Raw genomic sequence first — 17,796 nt, 5'->3', positions numbered from 1 at the left:
ATTAATCTAACTTATCTTCTATCTCTTTAAGAAGCTGTTTTGCACCTTCTGGGCTTAAGACAAGCTTGCCGTCAAATAGACTTAAGTTATCATCAGATACTGTACCAGTAATTGAACATGTCATACTCGGCATATATTTCTTCAAGATAATTCTGTCGTCATCGACGTAAATCTCCAATGAATCTTTTTGCTCAATTCCAAGTGTACGACGGAGTTCAATAGGAATTACGACACGACCTAACTCGTCAACTTTTCTTACAATACCTGTAGATTTCATGACAAGATTTCCTCCTTGACGACATATTTTTTGTCATATTGCAACATATTTCTCGTCTATAAATATCATACCAATTCTTCCATTTTACGTCAATGAGTCTAACTTAAAACTATTTTGAGTATAATAGACTTTTCTAAGAATAGGTAAATATCCTATGTACTGTATAATAAATTATTAGGTTGAAGTAAAATGAAATGTATACTTGTAAATAGTGTCTGTATAATCGTGAAAAACTTCAATAGAATATCTGCCCTTTATCCATTTTCATAAAAACTGCATCACTTCATTCCATCTACATAGCGCTTTTGTTGAATTTTAGATAATATGGTTAGTATAGATTGAAACAATGGAGGTATTTTAGTGGCTGAACAACAAAAAACGTTTTATATTACGACTCCGATTTATTATCCAAGCGGAAAATTTCATATCGGTACTGCGTATACGACTGTTGCATCAGATGCAATGGCCCGTTATAAAAGATTACGTGGATTTGATGTTCATTTCCTAACAGGTATGGACGAGCATGGCCAAAAAATCCAGGAAAAAGCTGAAGAAGAAGGACTTCCACCGCAGAAGTACGTGGATGGAATTGCGGACATTGCAATTAAACTTTGGAAGTTGATGGATATCTCATATGATGATTTAATCAGAACTACTGAAGAACGACATAAATCCATAGTAGAAAAGATCTTCAAGAAATTCCTTGATAATGGTGATATCTATAAAGGCGAATATGAAGGTTGGAAATGCGTACCTTGCGAATCCTACTTTACAGAGGCGCAATTGGAAGATGGAAATTGCCCAGACTGCCATCGTCCTGTAGAGAGAGTTTCGGAGGAATCCTATTTCTTTAATATGAAGAAATATGCGGACAGGCTATTGAAATTTTACGAAGACAATCCAACTTTCATCGAACCGGAATCCCGTAAAAATGAAATGATCAATAACTTCATCAAACCGGGGCTTGAAGACTTATCAGTTTCCAGAATGTCGTTTGACTGGGGCATCAAGGTGGTAGGAGATCCAAAGCATGTCATTTATGTCTGGGTTGACGCTCTAACGAACTATATCACTGCACTTGGTTACGACACGGACGATGATTCATTATTTAAGAAGTTCTGGCCTGCCGATGTACATGTTGTAGGAAAGGATATTGTAAGGTTCCACACGATTTATTGGCCGATTTTCTTAATGGCACTTGACCTTCCTCTACCGAAAAAAGTATTTGCCCACGGCTTCATTATGATGAAGGACGGAAAAATGTCGAAATCGAAAGGTAATGTCGTTTACCCAGAAATGCTTGTTGAGCGCTATGGACTTGACGCAACGCGTTACTTCCTGCTTCGTGAACTTCCATTCGGACAGGACGGCACGTTTTCACCGGAAGCGTTTGTGGAGCGAACAAATTACGACTTGGCAAATGACCTTGGAAACTTACTGAACCGTACTGTTTCTATGATCAATAAATACTTTGACGGTATCACTCCAACTCAAGGTCTAGAACCGACAGAATTCGATATAACCCTTCGGGAATTTATAACAACAGCTATCGAGAAATATGAAGATTCAATGGAAAAAATGCAATTCAGCGTTGTTCTTTCTGAACTATGGTCAATCATTTCTCGTACGAATAAATACATCGATGAAACAGCACCTTGGGTTCTTGCGAGGAATGAGGCGGATAAAGGAAAATTAGCATCTGTAATGGCCCACCTATCTGCTTCCCTTCAACAGATTGCTGTACTACTACAGCCGTTCATGACGAAATCACCGATTCAAATTATTGAACAGCTTGGTCTTGATGAATCCAAGTTGGCATGGGATACATTAGGCAATTTCGAAGTAACTCCTGAAGGTACTAAAGTGGTTGAAAAAGGAGTTCCTATTTTCCCGCGTCTTGATCCTGAGGTAGAAATTGTTTATATCCGTGATCAAATGGCGGTTACCGCTCCGAAAGAGCAGCAGGAAGAACAGGAAGCTGAAAAAGTTGAAGAAGTCGACGAAATTACAATTGATGACTTCATGAAGGTGGATTTACGAGTAGCGACCGTTACAGCATGTGAACGAATTCCAAAAGCGGATAAACTACTGAAGCTTCAAGTGGACTTGGGGTACGAACAACGCCAAGTCGTTTCAGGGATCGCAGAGCACTATGAACCTGAAGCATTGGTTGGTCAAAAAGTGATAGTCGTTGCAAACTTGAAACCAGTGAAGTTGCGCGGCGAGTTGTCCCAAGGGATGATTTTAGCCGGTCAATCCAACGGAACACTAAAACTTGCTACTGTTGATGCATCACTTGAAAACGGTGCAAAAGTAAAATAAAAAGGGGGACGGCGTTTCTACAGAGGCGCCGTCTTTATCTTTTAATAGTTTTGTTATCAGCCCGTAACAAAAGTAATGAACTATTGAAATAAAATGAATTTTGTGAGGAGAAAAATGCTATGTATATTGATACACATGTCCATTTAAATGCAAATCAGTATGAAGAAGACGTCAAGGAGGTCATTGAACGGGCGCTTGAAGCAAATGTAAAAAAGATGGTCGTCGTCGGCTTTGACCGAATTACCATTGAAAAGGCGATGGAGTTAGCGGAAAACTATCCGTTCATCTATGCAGTAGTTGGTTGGCATCCAGTTGATGCTATTGATTGTACAGATGAAGACTTGAAATGGATTGAAACCCTTGCTGCTCATCCGAAAGTTGTTGGCATTGGAGAGACGGGCTTGGATTATTATTGGGATAAATCGCCAAAGGACATTCAGCAGGAGCTGTTCAGAAAGCAAATCCGTCTGGCTCAAAAAGTCAATCTTCCCATCATCATCCATAATCGGGACGCTACAGGGGACGTTGTCCGTATTTTAAAAGAGGAAGATGCAAGGATAACCGGTGGAATCATGCATTGTTACGGTGGAAGTGTGGAAACGGCAAAAGAATGTATCGATATGAATTTTTTGATATCCCTCGGCGGTCCTGTCACTTTCAAAAATGCGAAAATGCCGAAGCAAGTTGCAACGGAAATTTCATTAGATCATTTATTGATTGAAACGGATGCGCCTTACCTTACCCCTCACCCATACCGTGGGAAAAGAAATGAACCTGCATTGGTCACATTGGTAGCTGAAGAGATCGCTCACCTTAAGGGATTGTCGGTTGAAGAAGTGGCGAAAAGGACGACTGAAAATGCCATGAAAATCTTTAGGATTTCAGAGTGAGAAACTGTGTAGTCTAACGACTTGCCATGAGGATTCCCCTCTCGACTTGGGTGAAAATAAAATCCCAATGGGTTGACACATGTATTTGGAACCTTTATAATCAGCCGAGTAATAAAGGAGGAGTTTTTTCATGCCAAAAAGCACCATGAAAAATCTGTTCTTCCCATCATTGAGGAACCGACAAATAATGATAACTGCATTTGCATTTGTCCTATTTGTGGCGGTTATTTCCCTTGTTCTCTATACGGGAACGAAAAAATCGGTCACACTACAAGTGAACGGTGAGAAAATCGAAATTAAAACATCTGCACATACAGTTGGGCAACTTCTTTCTAACGAAAATATTGAAGTTGCCGAACATGATTTAGTAATACCCTCAGTGAATACACCAATCGAGGAAGGGTTATCGGTTAGGTGGGAACAGGCAAAACAAGTTTTGATTCAATTAGACGGGGAAACAAAAAAAGTTTGGACGACAGATATGAATGTTGGAAACATCCTATCCTCTGCTAACGTCCAACTTCAGGAACATGACATCGTCACACCAAGTCAAAACTCGAATCTTGAAGAAGATCGAATCATCAAGGTTCAAAAAGCGTTTCAGTTGACGCTTATCGATGGCGGAAAAGAGATGCCGTTATGGTCAACTTCGACTACGGTCGCTGACTTTTTAAAGAGAGAGAACATTCAACTGAATGAACATGACAAAATAAATGGGAAGATGGACGATTTGGTCAAGCCGGATTCCGTTGTCGAAGTCGTGCGAGTAGAAAAGGTCACCGATGTAGTGGAAGAACCAACAAATTTTGCGGTTGTAACGAAAAGTGACGCCAAATTGCTAAAGGGACGTGAAAAAGTCGTTCAAGAAGGCAAAAAGGGGTCAGTAGAGCGCAAGTTTGAAGTTATTAAAGAGAATGGCAAGGAAGTTTCTCGTACGTTATTAAGCGAAAGAGTCATTCAGGAACCGCAAAAGAAAATTGTAGCGGTCGGATCTAAAGTAGTAGTGGCAAGTGCATCTGCATCTACTAAAAAATCGAAAGCTGTGGTCTCCCGTGGGACATCCGCACCGTCCGGGGGCAAAGAGTTTTACGTTACTGCAACAGCATATACAGCACACTGCAATGGTTGTACAGGTAAAACGGCAACAGGCATCGATTTACGTTCCAATCCGAATCTAAAAGTTATTGCCGTCGATCCGGATGTCATTCCACTTGGTTCGAAGGTTTGGGTGGAAGGATACGGATATGCGATTGCTGGGGATACTGGCGGGGCTATAAAAGGTAAGAAGATTGATCTTCATATGCCGACAAAGTCAGCAGCTAATAAGTTTGGCCGCCGTCAGGTGAAGGTTAAAGTTATAGACTAATTTTTTTGTTATTATCCGTGGGGCTGAACCAGTCCCACGGTTTTTTTATGAATTCATACGTGTAAAGGTTCGAGAGCCTGTACATCTTTGGCGCCAAGACGTAAAATTAACTCATTGTATTTATCGAAAAGAGGGTCACAGTGAAGATAAAGGAAATTATTGTTGTTGAAGGGAAATCAGACACCGTTGCAATCAAAAGAGCAACAGGGGCAGATACGATTGAAACAAACGGTTCAGCAATCAATGAGGATACATTGAATCAGATACGCCATGCACAGGAAACGAGAGGGGTTATCGTATTTACCGATCCTGACTATCCGGGTCGAAGAATCAGAGCCATTATCGAGGAAAGTATCCCTGGGGTTAAACATGCATTTTTGCATAAATCGAAAACAATCGCAAAAAATGGTCAAAAGTTAGGGATTGAACATGCAAAGGATGAAGATATAAGAGGTGCACTTGAAGCTGTTTATTCAATTGACGAGCAGGCTAAAGAAGAGATTCCATTGGCATTCCTCTTGGATGCAAGGTTGATAGGTCATGTAGATGCAAAGAGCAGGCGCGATCGGTTGAGCGAGTTATTAAATATAGGGCAAGTGAATGGTAAAGGATTGAAAAAGAGGCTTGAAATGTTCCGGATTGGGCAACATCAATTAATGGAGGCATTGAAAGTCCTGCAAGAGGAGGATGACTATGAATAAGGATATTGCAACACCTGCAAGAACGAAGGAGATTTTAGATAAACACGGTTTTTCATTCAAAAAGAGTTTAGGCCAAAACTTTTTAATCGACCCAAATATCTTACGAAATATCGTATCCCATGCCGATTTGACGGATCGGACTGGAGTTATTGAAGTAGGTCCTGGTATCGGGGCGTTAACAGAGCACCTAACAAGATCTGCAAAAAAGGTCGTAGCGTTTGAAATCGATCAACGACTTCTACCGGTATTGGAAGATACTTTATCGCCTTATAATAATGTTGAAATCATTAACCAGGACATTTTAGAGGCGGATTTAATGGGGGTCATCGAGAAACAATTTAAAGGGTTTGACGATATTGTTGTGGTGGCAAACCTTCCATATTACGTGACAACACCTATAATTATGAAATTCCTTTTAGGCAAAGTTCCGATACGCGCTATGGTCATCATGATGCAAAAGGAAGTGGCGGATCGCATAACAGCATCACCAAGCACGAAAGCATATGGCTCCCTGTCAATTGCTGTTCAATATTACATGGATGCCGAAGTATCGATGATTGTGCCGAAGACTGTATTTGTTCCGCAACCGAATGTCGAATCAGCGGTTCTCAAATTGACAAAAAAATCGGAGCCTCCTGTCGAGGTTATCGATGAAGATTTTCTATTTGAAGTGGCCAGAGGTTCTTTTGTACAGCGCCGTAAGACGTTGCTAAACAATCTCCAATCTTCTATGAAGAATGGCAAGGAGAAGAAAGAACAAATCCTTCAAGCGTTTGAACGCATCGGTATAGACCCCGGGAGAAGGGGAGAGACTTTGTCCATCGAGGAATTCGGCAAATTGGCGAATGCACTTTATGCGGATTTCAAAGAATCTTGACGAATTCGGGACGTTACGATCAATGATAATAAGGAAAATAGCGAAAAAAGAATTGACAAAGATAAGCGCTTACTGTTAAAATTCTCATTTTAATTGACAGAACTTTTTAAAAGTGTTATACTTATATCCAGTGAGGTGTAAGCGACGTGCCAAAAACATTAGCGGACATTAAGAAGTCATTGGATGCTCACTTAGGGAAACGTTTGCATTTAAGGGCAAACGGCGGCCGTAAGAAAACAATCGAACGTGCCGGAGTCCTGCGTGAGACGTATCGGGCAGTTTTTGTTGTAGAACTGGACCAGGACGAAAATGCTTTTGAAAGGGTATCTTACAGCTACGCGGATATTTTGACAGAAGCTGTCGAAATAACAGTTCTGGATGATGGAGACGCAACCGCGTTTAGCATCAAGTAGAGTAATTTTTCACCGTTATTATTTACTGTTTTTAGATTAAAACACCTATGCATCCCTCCACTGGAGCGCATAGGTGTTTTTTTATGGTTCTTGCTCATACTAGGTGTGTCAGTCGAAAAGGAGGAAAACCTAATGGCCAGAAGACGAAGTATAATGTCCGAGCACTTGAAGGAAGAGATTGCGAAAGAGCTAGGCTTTTACGATGTTGTTCAGCGGGAAGGTTGGGGAGGAATCAAATCACGGGATGCCGGTAATATGGTGAAACATGCCATTCAAATGGCTGAACGCGGAATGGCGGAAAAAAGAAACAATAGCTAAGATTACCTTTCAACTCTAAGGACTGACAGAAGAAGAGCTGTATGGATGTCGTTACTGACGCCATACAGCTCTTTTTTCTTCCCTTTCATAAATAAAACAAAACTCACTAGAAATTACAGGGTGCAAACCTTCTTCCTATGGTAAAATAGGGAACAAAGACAAGCTGGAAAGGAGGGGCCCTAATGTTATATGAAAAGGCACCAGCAAAAATCAACCTGACGCTTGATGTCCTACATAAACGTGACGACGGCTTCCACGAAGTCGAAATGATCATGACGACAGTCGATTTGGCAGATCAGGTATGGCTACGCCCGGCACATGACGGATTAATCACGATAAAAGTGTCCGAGCAATTTGTGCCTCACGATCGAAAAAATCTGGCCTATCAGGCTGCCGACCTACTTAGAAAACAATTTAATATCCGTGAAGGGGTCGAAATTACATTAAATAAGAAAATTCCAGTGGCTGCTGGTCTTGCGGGCGGAAGTTCAGACGCTGCAGCCACACTTCGAGGACTCAATAGACTTTGGAACCTTCAACTTAGTGTTGAGGAATTGGCCGAAATAGGAGCCAAAATAGGTTCAGACGTGTCTTTCTGTGTTCATGGTGGTACAGCACTTGCGAAAGGACGAGGGGAAAAAATACAGCATCTTCCGGCACCGCCAAATTGCTGGGTGATTCTTGCGAAGCCGGCGATTTCCGTCTCTACTGCAGATATTTATAAAAACTTGGATCTCTCATCCATCGAGCATCCTGATACAGCAGGTATGTTGGATGCATTGCAATCTGGAGATTACAATAAAATGTGCAGCACTTTAGGAAATGTACTGGAACCGGTAACGATGAAGCTACATCCACAAGTCGTCATCCTCAAAAAGAAAATGGAGCAATTCGGAGCAGACGCGGTTTTAATGAGCGGAAGCGGTCCGACAGTGTTCGGTTTCGTAAGACAAGAAGCTCGTGTCTCAAGGATATATAATGGACTGAAAGGCTTCTGTAGGGAAGTTCATGCAGTAAGGATGACGGGCGAACGTTTTATCCTTGATTAAACACGTACATTTATGGTAATGTACATTAAAATATTCGGATTTAGGGGTTGTTGTTTTTGAAGTGGAAAAGGAGCGAAAGGCTTGTCGATATGACTCGTCATCTACTGGAAAACCCGCACACACTCATCCCGTTGACTTACTTTTCCGAGCGTTACCAGGCTGCAAAGTCATCCATCAGTGAAGACTTATCAATTGTCAAAGAGACTTTTGAAGAGAACGGAACAGGCAAACTGGTTACTGTTTCAGGCGCTGCGGGTGGAGTGAAGTATATCCCGCGTGTCAGCGAATCAGAAGTCCGGGAAGTGATGTCGGTGATTAAGGAAAGTCTTGGTCGATCGGATCGCCTTCTACCCGGGGGTTATTTATATATGACGGATTTCCTAGGGGATCCGAAAATTATGGACCGTATCGGAAAAGTATTTGCATCTGCTTTCGGGGATATGGAAATCGATGTAATCATGACAGTTGCTACGAAAGGTATTTCCATTGCACATGCGATTGCACGTCATTTGAATGTGCCGGTCGTCATTGTCCGAAGGGATAGCAAAGTGACTGAGGGATCCACTGTCAGCATTAACTATGTATCTGGTTCTACACGAAGAATTCAGACAATGTTATTATCGAAAAGAAGCATGAAAAGCGGTCAAAGAGTTTTGATCACCGATGATTTCATGAAGGCCGGGGGAACAATGGCAGGCATGAAAAACTTATTGGAAGAATTCGATTGTGTACTTGCTGGGATTGCTGTACTTGTCGAAGCCGAACATACCGAGGAAGTACTTGTCGATGATTATTTGTCATTGGTCAAGCTTCGCACTATGAACGAAAAGGATCGGACGATTGAACTGGAAGAAGGGAATTATTTTACGAAGGGTGGAAATGAAGGATGAATTATGTAGCTACAGAAAATGCACCAAAAGCAATTGGACCGTATGCACAGGCTGTAAAGGTAAACGGGTTTGTGTATACATCTGGGCAATTACCGATGACTCCGGACGGGTTGCTTCTTGAAGGAACGATTGAAGAGCAAACAAACCAAGTTTTTGCGAACTTGAAGGCTGTATTGGAAGAAGCCGGATCATCACTTGATAAGGTTATTAAAGCAACGGTGTTCATTAAAGATATGAATCAGTTCGCTGCTTTGAATGACGTCTATGCACAACATTTCGGCTCACATACACCTGCCCGTTCAACAGTAGAGGTGGCACGACTTCCAAAAGACGCATCTGTCGAAATAGAAGTAATCGCTCTTGCAGATTAATCAAAAACGTAAACCCGCTCACAATAGATGAGCGGGTTTTTTAACGGATTTAAGCATATTTTGAGTTTATTAAAAAAACTTTCAAAAATAAAAAGGAAAATGATGACTTTTGAAGAATATAGATATTATGCATTGTAAAAACAAGAGCCAAGGGCGTCTATTATGGCCTAAAGCCGGATGTTATTAAAGGGGAGTGGGTAGAATGGAAGTAACAGACGTGAGATTAAGAAAGGTTGAAACAGATGGCAGAATGAGAGCTATCGCTTCGATTACCTTGGATGGGGAATTTGTCGTACATGATATCCGGGTCATTGAAGGAAATGATGGGTTATTCGTTGCTATGCCAAGCAAGCGGACTCCCGAAGGTGATTTTCGTGATGTGGCGCATCCCATCAACACATCGGCAAGAATGAAGGTTCAAGAAGCGGTTCTATCCGCCTACCATATGGTTGAAGAAAAAGGGGTATTGGAAGAAGCCGGCGCTTAAGTTTAACTTCATAAGAGAAAAAGCAGCAGAACTGGATTTGACCAAATCTTGTTCTGCATTTTTTTGCATATGGTATCCTTAAAATGTAAAGCAACAATATTAAAAGAACAATCCCTGCTTGTCAAGGGGATTTGGTTGAAATAAATAGGTTTTTCAGCTATAGTCAATAATGAAATTATGGATGGGGGCCGACCACATGACGAATACATATGCCATCGTCCTTGCTGCAGGACAAGGAACGAGAATGAAATCGGATTTATATAAAGTATTGCACCCGGTTTGTGGAAAACCGATGGTCGAACACGTTGTCGACCATGTAATCGGAATCGGGGCCGACAAAATCGTAACGATTGTAGGCCATGGCGCGGAAAAGGTTGAAGAAACGCTTGGTGGGAAAAGCGAGTATGCCTTACAGACAGAACAGCTTGGAACTGCCCATGCGGTTCAGCAGGCGGAAAATCAGTTAGGGGATTTGGATGGAGTAACCATCGTCGTTTGTGGAGATACTCCACTTATCAAATCGGAAACAATGCAAGCTCTTATTGCTCATCATTCCGAAACAGATGCCAAAGCAACTATCCTCACTGCCAACGCTGAAGACCCGACTGGCTATGGACGTATCATTCGGGATGCAGAAGGAAATGTCCTTCGCAATGTCGAGCACAAGGATGCTTCGACCGAAGAAAGATCCGTTACCGAAATCAATACAGGTACATACTGTTTTGATAACCGTGCATTGTTCGACGCTTTGAAAAAAGTGAAAAACGATAATGCACAGGGAGAATACTATCTGCCGGATGTCATTGGTATCTTAAGGGCCGAGAATGCTCGGATTTCAGCATATGTAACGAATGATTTCAGCGAAACGATTGGTGTCAATGACAGAGTCGTTCTATCGGAGGCTGAAAAGGTAATGCGCCAACGGATTGCCGAACGTCATATGCGTGAAGGCGTTACTATTATCGACCCTAACAGCACATATATAAGTGCGAATACTACCATCGGCAGGGATACGGTGCTCCAACCTAATACGATTATCGAAGGACAAACAGTTATCGGTGAAAAATGCATAATCGGACCGAATAGCCATATTGTCAACAGCACAATCGGCAATCAGACAACCGTTCATTCGTCAGTCATACGAGACAGCAACATTGGTTCTAGTACGGCAATAGGCCCGTTCGCTCATATCCGTCCGGATTCCAATCTCAGCGACAATGTAAAAATCGGCAATTTTGTCGAAGTTAAAAAGTCAAGGTTAGGTGAAGGGAGCAAGGTCTCCCACCTCAGCTATATCGGAGATGCTGAAGTTGGTACACAAGTTAATATCGGTTGTGGAACAATCACTGTGAATTATGATGGTAAGAATAAAAATACCACGACAATCGAAGACGGTGCATTTGTTGGGTGCAATTCGAACTTAATTGCACCGGTTAAAATTGGAAAAGGTGCTTATGTAGCCGCTGGATCCACAATAACTAAAGATGTCCCAGAAAGTTCACTTGCAATTGGACGCGCTCGCCAGGAGAATAAAGAAGGATACGCAACAAAATTAAATCTTAATTAATCAGGGGGGCCATCATGGCTAATCATTATCCTAATAAAAAGTTAAAAATATTTTCACTTAACTCAAATGAATCACTTGCCCAAGAAGTGGCGGACGAAATCGGACTTCCACTTGGTAAGTGCTCTGTCAAACGTTTCAGCGACGGAGAAGTACAAATTAACATTGAAGAAAGTATCCGAGGCTGCGATGTCTTTGTTATCCAGTCCACCTCCAATCCTGTTAATGATAATTTAATGGAGCTTCTAATCATGATTGATGCACTGATGCGCGCATCAGCACGTACAATCAATGTTGTTATGCCATATTACGGCTACGCACGCCAAGATCGTAAAGCGCGTTCACGTGAGCCGATTACAGCTAAACTTGTAGCGAACTTGCTTGAAAAAGCGGGTGCTGACCGGGTAATCGCAATTGACTTACACGCGCCACAAATCCAAGGCTTCTTTGATATCCCAATCGATCATCTTGTAGCTGAACCGATTCTTACGGAATATTTCAAGAGCAAAGGTTTGGAAGGAAACGAACTTGTCATCGTTTCCCCGGATCATGGCGGTGTTACACGTGCACGTAAAATGGCTGACCGCATGAAAGCACCAATCGCGATCATTGACAAACGACGTCCACGTCCAAACGTTGCAGAAGTGATGAGTATAGTAGGAAACGTTGAAGGAAAGACAGCCATCCTTATCGACGATATCATTGATACAGCCGGAACGATCACAATCGCAGCGAACGCGATTATCGAAAGTGGTGCTAAGGAAGTTTACGCTTGCTGCACGCATCCGGTGCTATCCGGTCCTGCCATCGAAAGAATCGACAATTCTCAAATCAAGGAATTGGTCATTACGAATTCAATTGAATTGCCGGAAAGCAAAAAATCTCCGAAAATCAAACAATTGTCAATCGCCAAGCTTTTGGGCGAAGCGGTCATTCGTGTATTTGAAGAGAAATCTGTAAGCACATTGTTTGAATAAGCAAGTCAGCAAGTTTCATGTCGTCTGTTTTTGGGTATTTCAAGAGTTAGAATAACTTTTTCAAGGAAAGGTGACTACGCAAATGAGTACAGCAATTCAGTCGAAACCAAGAGAAACGAAAACGAGATCTGCTTTATCAGCATTAAGAAACGAAGGGTACATCCCTTCGGTAGTTTATGGATATAAAACCGAATCTACCCCGATCGCCGTTAAAGAGCGTGATTTAATGAGCACACTACGTGAATCGGGACGAAACGGAGTCATCAAGCTTGAAGTTAATGGTCAACAATTGAATGTCGTATTAAGCGATTACCAGGAGGATGCACTAAAAGGCGAAATCCGTCATGCGGACTTCTTGGCGATCAATATGACAGAAGAGCTTGAAGTGGACGTAACGGTGAACCTTGTGGGTGAATCGGTAGGTCAAAAGGAAGGCGGCATCCTCCAACAGCCGAACCATGAAGTGAAAATTAAAGTAAAACCTTCAGATATACCTGAAGCGTTTGATGTCGATATTGCCGAGTTGCAAATCGGTGAAACAATTTCAGTTGGAGATATTCGAGCGAAATCGAAATTTGAAATTATGAACGACGACGATTACGCACTTGTTGTCATCTCTTCACCTCGTTCAGAGGATACGGATGAGGACAATCTTCCGGATGCAGAATCACAACCGGAACTCGTTGGTGAAGACCAAGGAGATAGCGGCGATAATTAATACAAAATTTATGGGAGCGCACGTATTTATTCCGTGCGCCCTTTTTAACATTCTTTTATTAAAAGGAAGATGCGTCGTATGAAAATGATAATTGGCCTTGGAAATCCGGGGAAACAATATGAAAAAACGCGGCATAATGTTGGATTTGTGGCCATTGATGAACTAGCAAAACGATTGGATGCCCCTGCTTGGCAAACGAAATTCAATGGTGCCTACACAATTGTCCATAGCCCAAAAGGCAAAATAATGCTTGTCAAACCACTCACATACATGAACCTATCCGGTGAATGCGTAGGTCCACTTATGGACTACTTCGACGCAGAGTTAGAGGACATTGTCGTCCTTTACGATGATCTCGACCTTGCCCCTGGAAAACTGAGATTACGTCAAAAAGGAAGCGCCGGCGGACATAATGGCATGAAATCTCTCATCGCCCATCTTGGAACTGACACATTCAATCGTATCCGTATAGGAATCGGTCGTCCGGAAGGCGGCATGAAAGTTTCGGATTACGTCCTATCTACATTTGGCAAAGAAGAACAGCCATTGATAGATGAAAGTGTTGAAAGAAGCGCATCAGCTTGTATTGCATGGCTTGACAGTACTTTTCTTGAAGTCATGAATAACTATAACGGTGCTTAAGGAATAATCTTCCCTTCATCTGCCTATACTTTGATAAAAAGGGGCCGATGGAAATGGACATTCGATATTCATGTAGACATTGCAATACGGAGGTCGGAAGTATCCCGTTCGCTTCCGCTGAGGAAGTTGTCCAACAGTTGAAAAACAGAGAGGACAGCGAACATTTCTTGGAGTACGACAAAGACGGGTCAATGACAGTACGATGCATATGCGAGGAATGTGAGAAGTCGTTAAAAACATTCCCGGATTACTATGCACTAAAGAAATGGCTACAATAAAACATTCCGCTTTGGCGTCACGTGCGCCCAAAGCTTTTTTCACTTCAATCTATATACTGCAAAGCGAGGAAAATAATCATTGGATGCGCTCATAGATTTATTTCTACAAGATAAAGAGATTAATAAGGTAATTGACGAATTGAAAACAGGTCAGGACCGCCAACTGTTGGCGGGTTTATCGGGCGGTGCAAAATCCGTCTTCTTTAAGGCTGTACATCATTCAGCCGCTCGCCCGATCCTTATTATTACTCCCAACATGCTGCAAGCACAGCGTACATATGAGGACCTTGCGAAGACTCTTGGAGATTCACTTGTCCACTTATACCCGGCAGAGGAACTGGTCGCTGCCGATTTTTCCGTATCCAGTTTTGACCTTCGAGCAAGCAGGATAGATACTCTCGATCATATGGCGCGGATTGGAAAGGGAATCTATATTACACCTGTGGCAGGTATGAAAAAATTGCTTCCACATAAGGATCGTTGGCTTGAGAATTCATTGACTACCAAGGTAGACGACACAATCGATGTGGACAAATGGATACAAAAGCTTGTCGAGATGGGTTACAACAGACAGGATATGGTGACGGCACCAGGAGACTTCGCACTTCGCGGAGGAATCTTGGACGTCTATCCGTTGAATATGGAAAACCCGGTTCGGATTGAACTTTTCGATACAGACGTCGACTCGATTCGGTTGTTTTCAGCGGATGATCAACGCTCGACTGACAAATTGGACACTGTATCTATATTGCCTGCCTCCGAGTTCGTTTGGGATTCAGGTGAGTTATCGCAAATAGCGGAAAACCTTGAAGGCGCTTTACGTTCAAGTTTGAAGCGGGTGAAAAGTGATGAGGTGAAGGAATCCCTCACATTGAATATTACACGCGATATCGACCTATTGAAGGATGGCATTGTTCCTGAAGGAATGATGAAATACGTATCACTATCAGAACAAGCGACCGCCTTCTTAGGCGATTATTTCCCTGAAGACGGTCTTGTTTTCTTCGATGAAATAGGACGTATTCTTGAAGTATCAACGGCGCTTGAAAACGAAGAGAAAGAATGGTATTTATCTTTGCTTGAAGAAGGAAAAATTGTTCATGATGCAAGAATTTCCTTCACATTCGACGAGATGCACAAAATACTCGACCAGAAAAAGTCATATCTATCTCTCTTTGTCCGAACAGTTCCAGGCATTGTCTTGAAAAAAACGGTTTCTTTCTCTTGTAAACCAATGCAGGAGTTCCACGGTCAAATGAATTTATTGAAAAATGAAATGGACCGTTGGCAACAAGGGAAATTCAATGTATTCGTCGTTGCGGACGGCGAAGAACGGATGAAAAAAGTCCAGACGATCCTACGAGATTACGAGATGCCGGCAAATGTGAACGGCAGACAATCGGAAAACGGCACTGTTTCGATTATTGACGGTGATCTATCTGCCGGATTTGAAATGCCATTCCAACGCCTCACGGTCATTACGGATGCTGAGTTGTTCAAAGGCAAACCGAAACGGAAAGCCCGTCCACAGAAGATGACGAATGCGGAGCGCATTAAAAGCTATTCGGAGATCAAACCTGGAGATTACATTGTCCACGTCCATCACGGAATCGGGAAATATTATGGGGTCGTAACACTTGAAGTGGGCGGTGTCCATAAGGATTATTTAGATATACGTTATCGCGCAGAGGATAAACTGTTCGTTCCTGCAGATCAAATCGATTTGATCCAGAAATACGTCGCCTCAGGGGAAAAGGAACCAAAACTTCATAAGCTTGGTGGAGCGGAATGGAAGAAGACGAAGAGTAAAGTATCTTCCGCAGTGAAAGATATCGCGGATGATTTGATAAAGCTCTATGCGAAGCGAGAGGCGGAAAAAGGGTTTGCGTTTTCGGAGGACGATGATTTACAACGATCCTTTGAAAACTCCTTCCCATATGACGAGACGGAGGATCAGCTTCGCTCCATTGAAGAAATAAAGCGGGATATGGAAAGAGAACGACCGATGGACCGCCTGCTTTGCGGAGACGTCGGGTACGGAAAGACGGAAGTAGCAATACGGGCAGCTTTCAAAGCAATAGGAGATGGCAAACAAGTCGCTTTTCTTGTACCGACTACCATCCTCGCACAACAGCATTTTGAGACGATGAAAGAGCGTTTCTCAGGCTTCCCTGTAGAAGTAGCACTTTTGAATCGATTTAGAACGAAAAAAGAACAGACGGAAACGTTGAAAGGTTTGAAAGCGGGTACGATTGACGTTGTTGTAGGAACCCACCGCCTCCTTTCGAAAGATGTGGTCTACAAGGATTTAGGTCTACTGATTGTTGACGAAGAGCAGCGGTTCGGTGTGACGCATAAAGAGAAACTGAAGCAGCTGAAAACAAATGTGGACGTACTTACATTGACTGCAACGCCAATCCCAAGAACATTGCATATGTCGATGTTGGGTGTCCGTGATTTATCTGTCATTGAAACACCACCAGCGAACCGCTTCCCGGTACAGACGTATGTCATGGAGCATAACTTTGCGCTTGTGCGCGAAGCGATTGAGCGAGAGATGGGGCGAGGCGGTCAAGTATTCTATTTATACAACCGAGTCGAGGATATTACTCGCAAGGTAGATGAAATCAAACAGTTAGTCCCGGAGGCGCGGGTCGCTTTCGCCCACGGGCAAATGGGTGAATCTGCGCTTGAATCCGTTATCTTAAGCTTCCTTGAAGGTGAATATGATGTGCTTGTCACAACGACGATCATCGAGACAGGCATCGACATTCCGAATGTCAACACACTCATCATTCACGATGCAGACCGGATGGGATTGTCCCAGCTTTACCAGCTAAGAGGTCGTGTCGGACGTTCGAATAGGGTGGCGTATGCTTATTTCCTTTACCAGCGTGATAAAGTTCTTACTGAAGTAGCGGAAAGCCGCCTGCAAGCAATAAAGGAATTCACCGAACTTGGATCAGGATTCAAGATTGCGATGCGTGACTTATCGATACGTGGAGCAGGAAATCTTCTTGGCTCCCAGCAACATGGCTTCATCGATTCTGTCGGATTTGATCTTTATTCGCAAATGCTTCAAGATGCGATTGAGGAGAAGCAGACGGGCATCGTTAAATCTGAAATCCAGGATGTCGAGATTTCATTGCCGATCAATGCGTATTTACCGGATACGTATATCCGTGACGGATTCCAGAAAATCCAGATGTATAAGCGGGTCAAGGCAATCGAAAGCGAGGCGGATTATTCCGAGCTTGTCGATGAAATGACAGATCGCTTCGGCGACTTGCCGCTTGAAGCTGATTTATTGCTACGTGTTGGAAGGATAAAAGCATGGGGAAGAATGGCGGGAGTCGAATCAATTAAAAAGCAACGCTCCTTCATTGAGATACGTTTAACCGAGGAAGGAACAGCCAAGACTGATGGTGCAAAAATGGTAACGGATTCAATGGAATTCGGTCGAGCTGTCGGCTTTACGATGGAAGAAGGGCGCCTAATTGTTACGGTAGATGAACGGTATACCGGGAAAATGACTGAATTCGACGTGTTGGAAGAGATGATGCGTATCTTGGCGTCATCCTTAAAGGAAACAATCTCTGCTGATTCCGAGTAAAGGAACTTTTGCATAAAATGACCAAACATGATGCATACTATAT

General features: G+C 42.7%; 18 protein-coding genes. 17 read left to right on the top strand and 1 reads right to left on the bottom strand.

All coding sequences use genetic code 11. From position 1 onward, the window contains the following. Position 1: 1 nt before the first annotated feature. Complete coding sequence (locus NSQ43_RS01990) at positions 2-277, bottom strand: AbrB/MazE/SpoVT family DNA-binding domain-containing protein (protein ID WP_339252586.1); 276 nt, start codon at positions 275-277, stop codon at positions 2-4. Positions 278-637: 360 nt separating this feature from the next. Between NSQ43_RS01990 and metG the strand changes: the two genes are divergently transcribed. From metG to mfd, 17 genes are all read left to right on the top strand, one after another. Then, complete coding sequence (gene metG, locus NSQ43_RS01985; RefSeq protein WP_339252584.1) at positions 638-2,599, top strand: methionine--tRNA ligase; 1,962 nt, start codon at positions 638-640, stop codon at positions 2,597-2,599. Between the two features lie 119 nt (positions 2,600-2,718). Continuing rightward, positions 2,719-3,489 carry a TatD family hydrolase gene (locus NSQ43_RS01980; RefSeq protein WP_339252582.1) on the top strand — a complete coding sequence of 257 codons (771 nt, stop codon included), beginning with the start codon at positions 2,719-2,721 and terminating at the stop codon, positions 3,487-3,489. A gap of 130 nt (positions 3,490-3,619) precedes the next feature. Next, on the top strand, positions 3,620-4,855 hold the full coding sequence (locus tag NSQ43_RS01975) for a ubiquitin-like domain-containing protein (protein WP_339252580.1): 1,236 nt from the start codon (positions 3,620-3,622) through the stop codon (positions 4,853-4,855). A gap of 140 nt (positions 4,856-4,995) precedes the next feature. Then, positions 4,996-5,556 (top strand): ribonuclease M5, encoded by a 561-nt coding sequence (rnmV, locus tag NSQ43_RS01970; protein WP_339252578.1) that lies wholly within the window; start codon positions 4,996-4,998, stop codon positions 5,554-5,556. Continuing rightward, a complete protein-coding gene (gene rsmA / locus NSQ43_RS01965; RefSeq protein WP_339252576.1) occupies positions 5,549-6,433 on the top strand; it encodes a 16S rRNA (adenine(1518)-N(6)/adenine(1519)-N(6))-dimethyltransferase RsmA in 885 nt (294 codons plus the stop codon). Before rnmV ends, rsmA begins: the two co-directional genes overlap by 8 nt. A gap of 146 nt (positions 6,434-6,579) precedes the next feature. Next, positions 6,580-6,846: a Veg family protein gene (locus NSQ43_RS01960; protein WP_283733388.1), complete on the top strand. Its 267-nt coding sequence runs from the start codon at positions 6,580-6,582 to the stop codon at positions 6,844-6,846. Between the two features lie 132 nt (positions 6,847-6,978). Further along, positions 6,979-7,164 carry a small, acid-soluble spore protein, alpha/beta type gene (locus NSQ43_RS01955; RefSeq protein ID WP_301245257.1) on the top strand — a complete coding sequence of 62 codons (186 nt, stop codon included), beginning with the start codon at positions 6,979-6,981 and terminating at the stop codon, positions 7,162-7,164. 182 nt (positions 7,165-7,346) lie between these two features. Continuing rightward, positions 7,347-8,213: a 4-(cytidine 5'-diphospho)-2-C-methyl-D-erythritol kinase gene (gene ispE / locus NSQ43_RS01950; protein WP_339252571.1), complete on the top strand. Its 867-nt coding sequence runs from the start codon at positions 7,347-7,349 to the stop codon at positions 8,211-8,213. 56 nt (positions 8,214-8,269) lie between these two features. After that, positions 8,270-9,103: a pur operon repressor gene (gene purR / locus NSQ43_RS01945; RefSeq protein WP_339252569.1), complete on the top strand. Its 834-nt coding sequence runs from the start codon at positions 8,270-8,272 to the stop codon at positions 9,101-9,103. Continuing rightward, positions 9,100-9,474 carry a RidA family protein gene (locus NSQ43_RS01940; protein ID WP_339252567.1) on the top strand — a complete coding sequence of 125 codons (375 nt, stop codon included), beginning with the start codon at positions 9,100-9,102 and terminating at the stop codon, positions 9,472-9,474. Before purR ends, NSQ43_RS01940 begins: the two co-directional genes overlap by 4 nt. Before the next feature lie 202 nt (positions 9,475-9,676). After that, positions 9,677-9,961 carry a septation regulator SpoVG gene (gene spoVG, locus NSQ43_RS01935; RefSeq protein WP_339252565.1) on the top strand — a complete coding sequence of 95 codons (285 nt, stop codon included), beginning with the start codon at positions 9,677-9,679 and terminating at the stop codon, positions 9,959-9,961. Between the two features lie 196 nt (positions 9,962-10,157). After that, the gene (gene glmU, locus NSQ43_RS01930; protein ID WP_339252563.1) at positions 10,158-11,528 is read left to right on the top strand and encodes a bifunctional UDP-N-acetylglucosamine diphosphorylase/glucosamine-1-phosphate N-acetyltransferase GlmU; all 1,371 of its coding nucleotides are present in this window, start codon (positions 10,158-10,160) and stop codon (positions 11,526-11,528) included. A gap of 14 nt (positions 11,529-11,542) precedes the next feature. Then, positions 11,543-12,502, top strand: coding sequence for a ribose-phosphate diphosphokinase (locus NSQ43_RS01925; RefSeq protein ID WP_339252561.1), 960 nt, complete (start codon positions 11,543-11,545; stop codon positions 12,500-12,502). An 82-nt stretch (positions 12,503-12,584) separates the two neighbouring features. Further along, entirely contained in the window at positions 12,585-13,220 is a 636-nt protein-coding gene (locus NSQ43_RS01920) for a 50S ribosomal protein L25/general stress protein Ctc (protein WP_339252559.1), read from the top strand. A gap of 78 nt (positions 13,221-13,298) precedes the next feature. Then, a complete protein-coding gene (gene pth / locus NSQ43_RS01915) occupies positions 13,299-13,862 on the top strand; it encodes an aminoacyl-tRNA hydrolase (RefSeq protein ID WP_339252557.1) in 564 nt (187 codons plus the stop codon). Positions 13,863-13,915: 53 nt separating this feature from the next. Further along, positions 13,916-14,140 (top strand): anti-sigma-F factor Fin, encoded by a 225-nt coding sequence (locus NSQ43_RS01910; protein WP_339252555.1) that lies wholly within the window; start codon positions 13,916-13,918, stop codon positions 14,138-14,140. Positions 14,141-14,219: 79 nt separating this feature from the next. Further along, on the top strand, positions 14,220-17,753 hold the full coding sequence (gene mfd, locus NSQ43_RS01905) for a transcription-repair coupling factor (protein ID WP_339252553.1): 3,534 nt from the start codon (positions 14,220-14,222) through the stop codon (positions 17,751-17,753). Positions 17,754-17,796 lie beyond the last annotated feature (43 nt).

It is taken from the genome of Sporosarcina sp. FSL W8-0480, assembly GCF_037963765.1.
Lineage (GTDB): Bacteria > Bacillota > Bacilli > Bacillales_A > Planococcaceae > Sporosarcina.
Note: the sequence above shows the minus strand (reverse complement) of the source record. Positions and strands in the feature narration are given on the sequence as shown.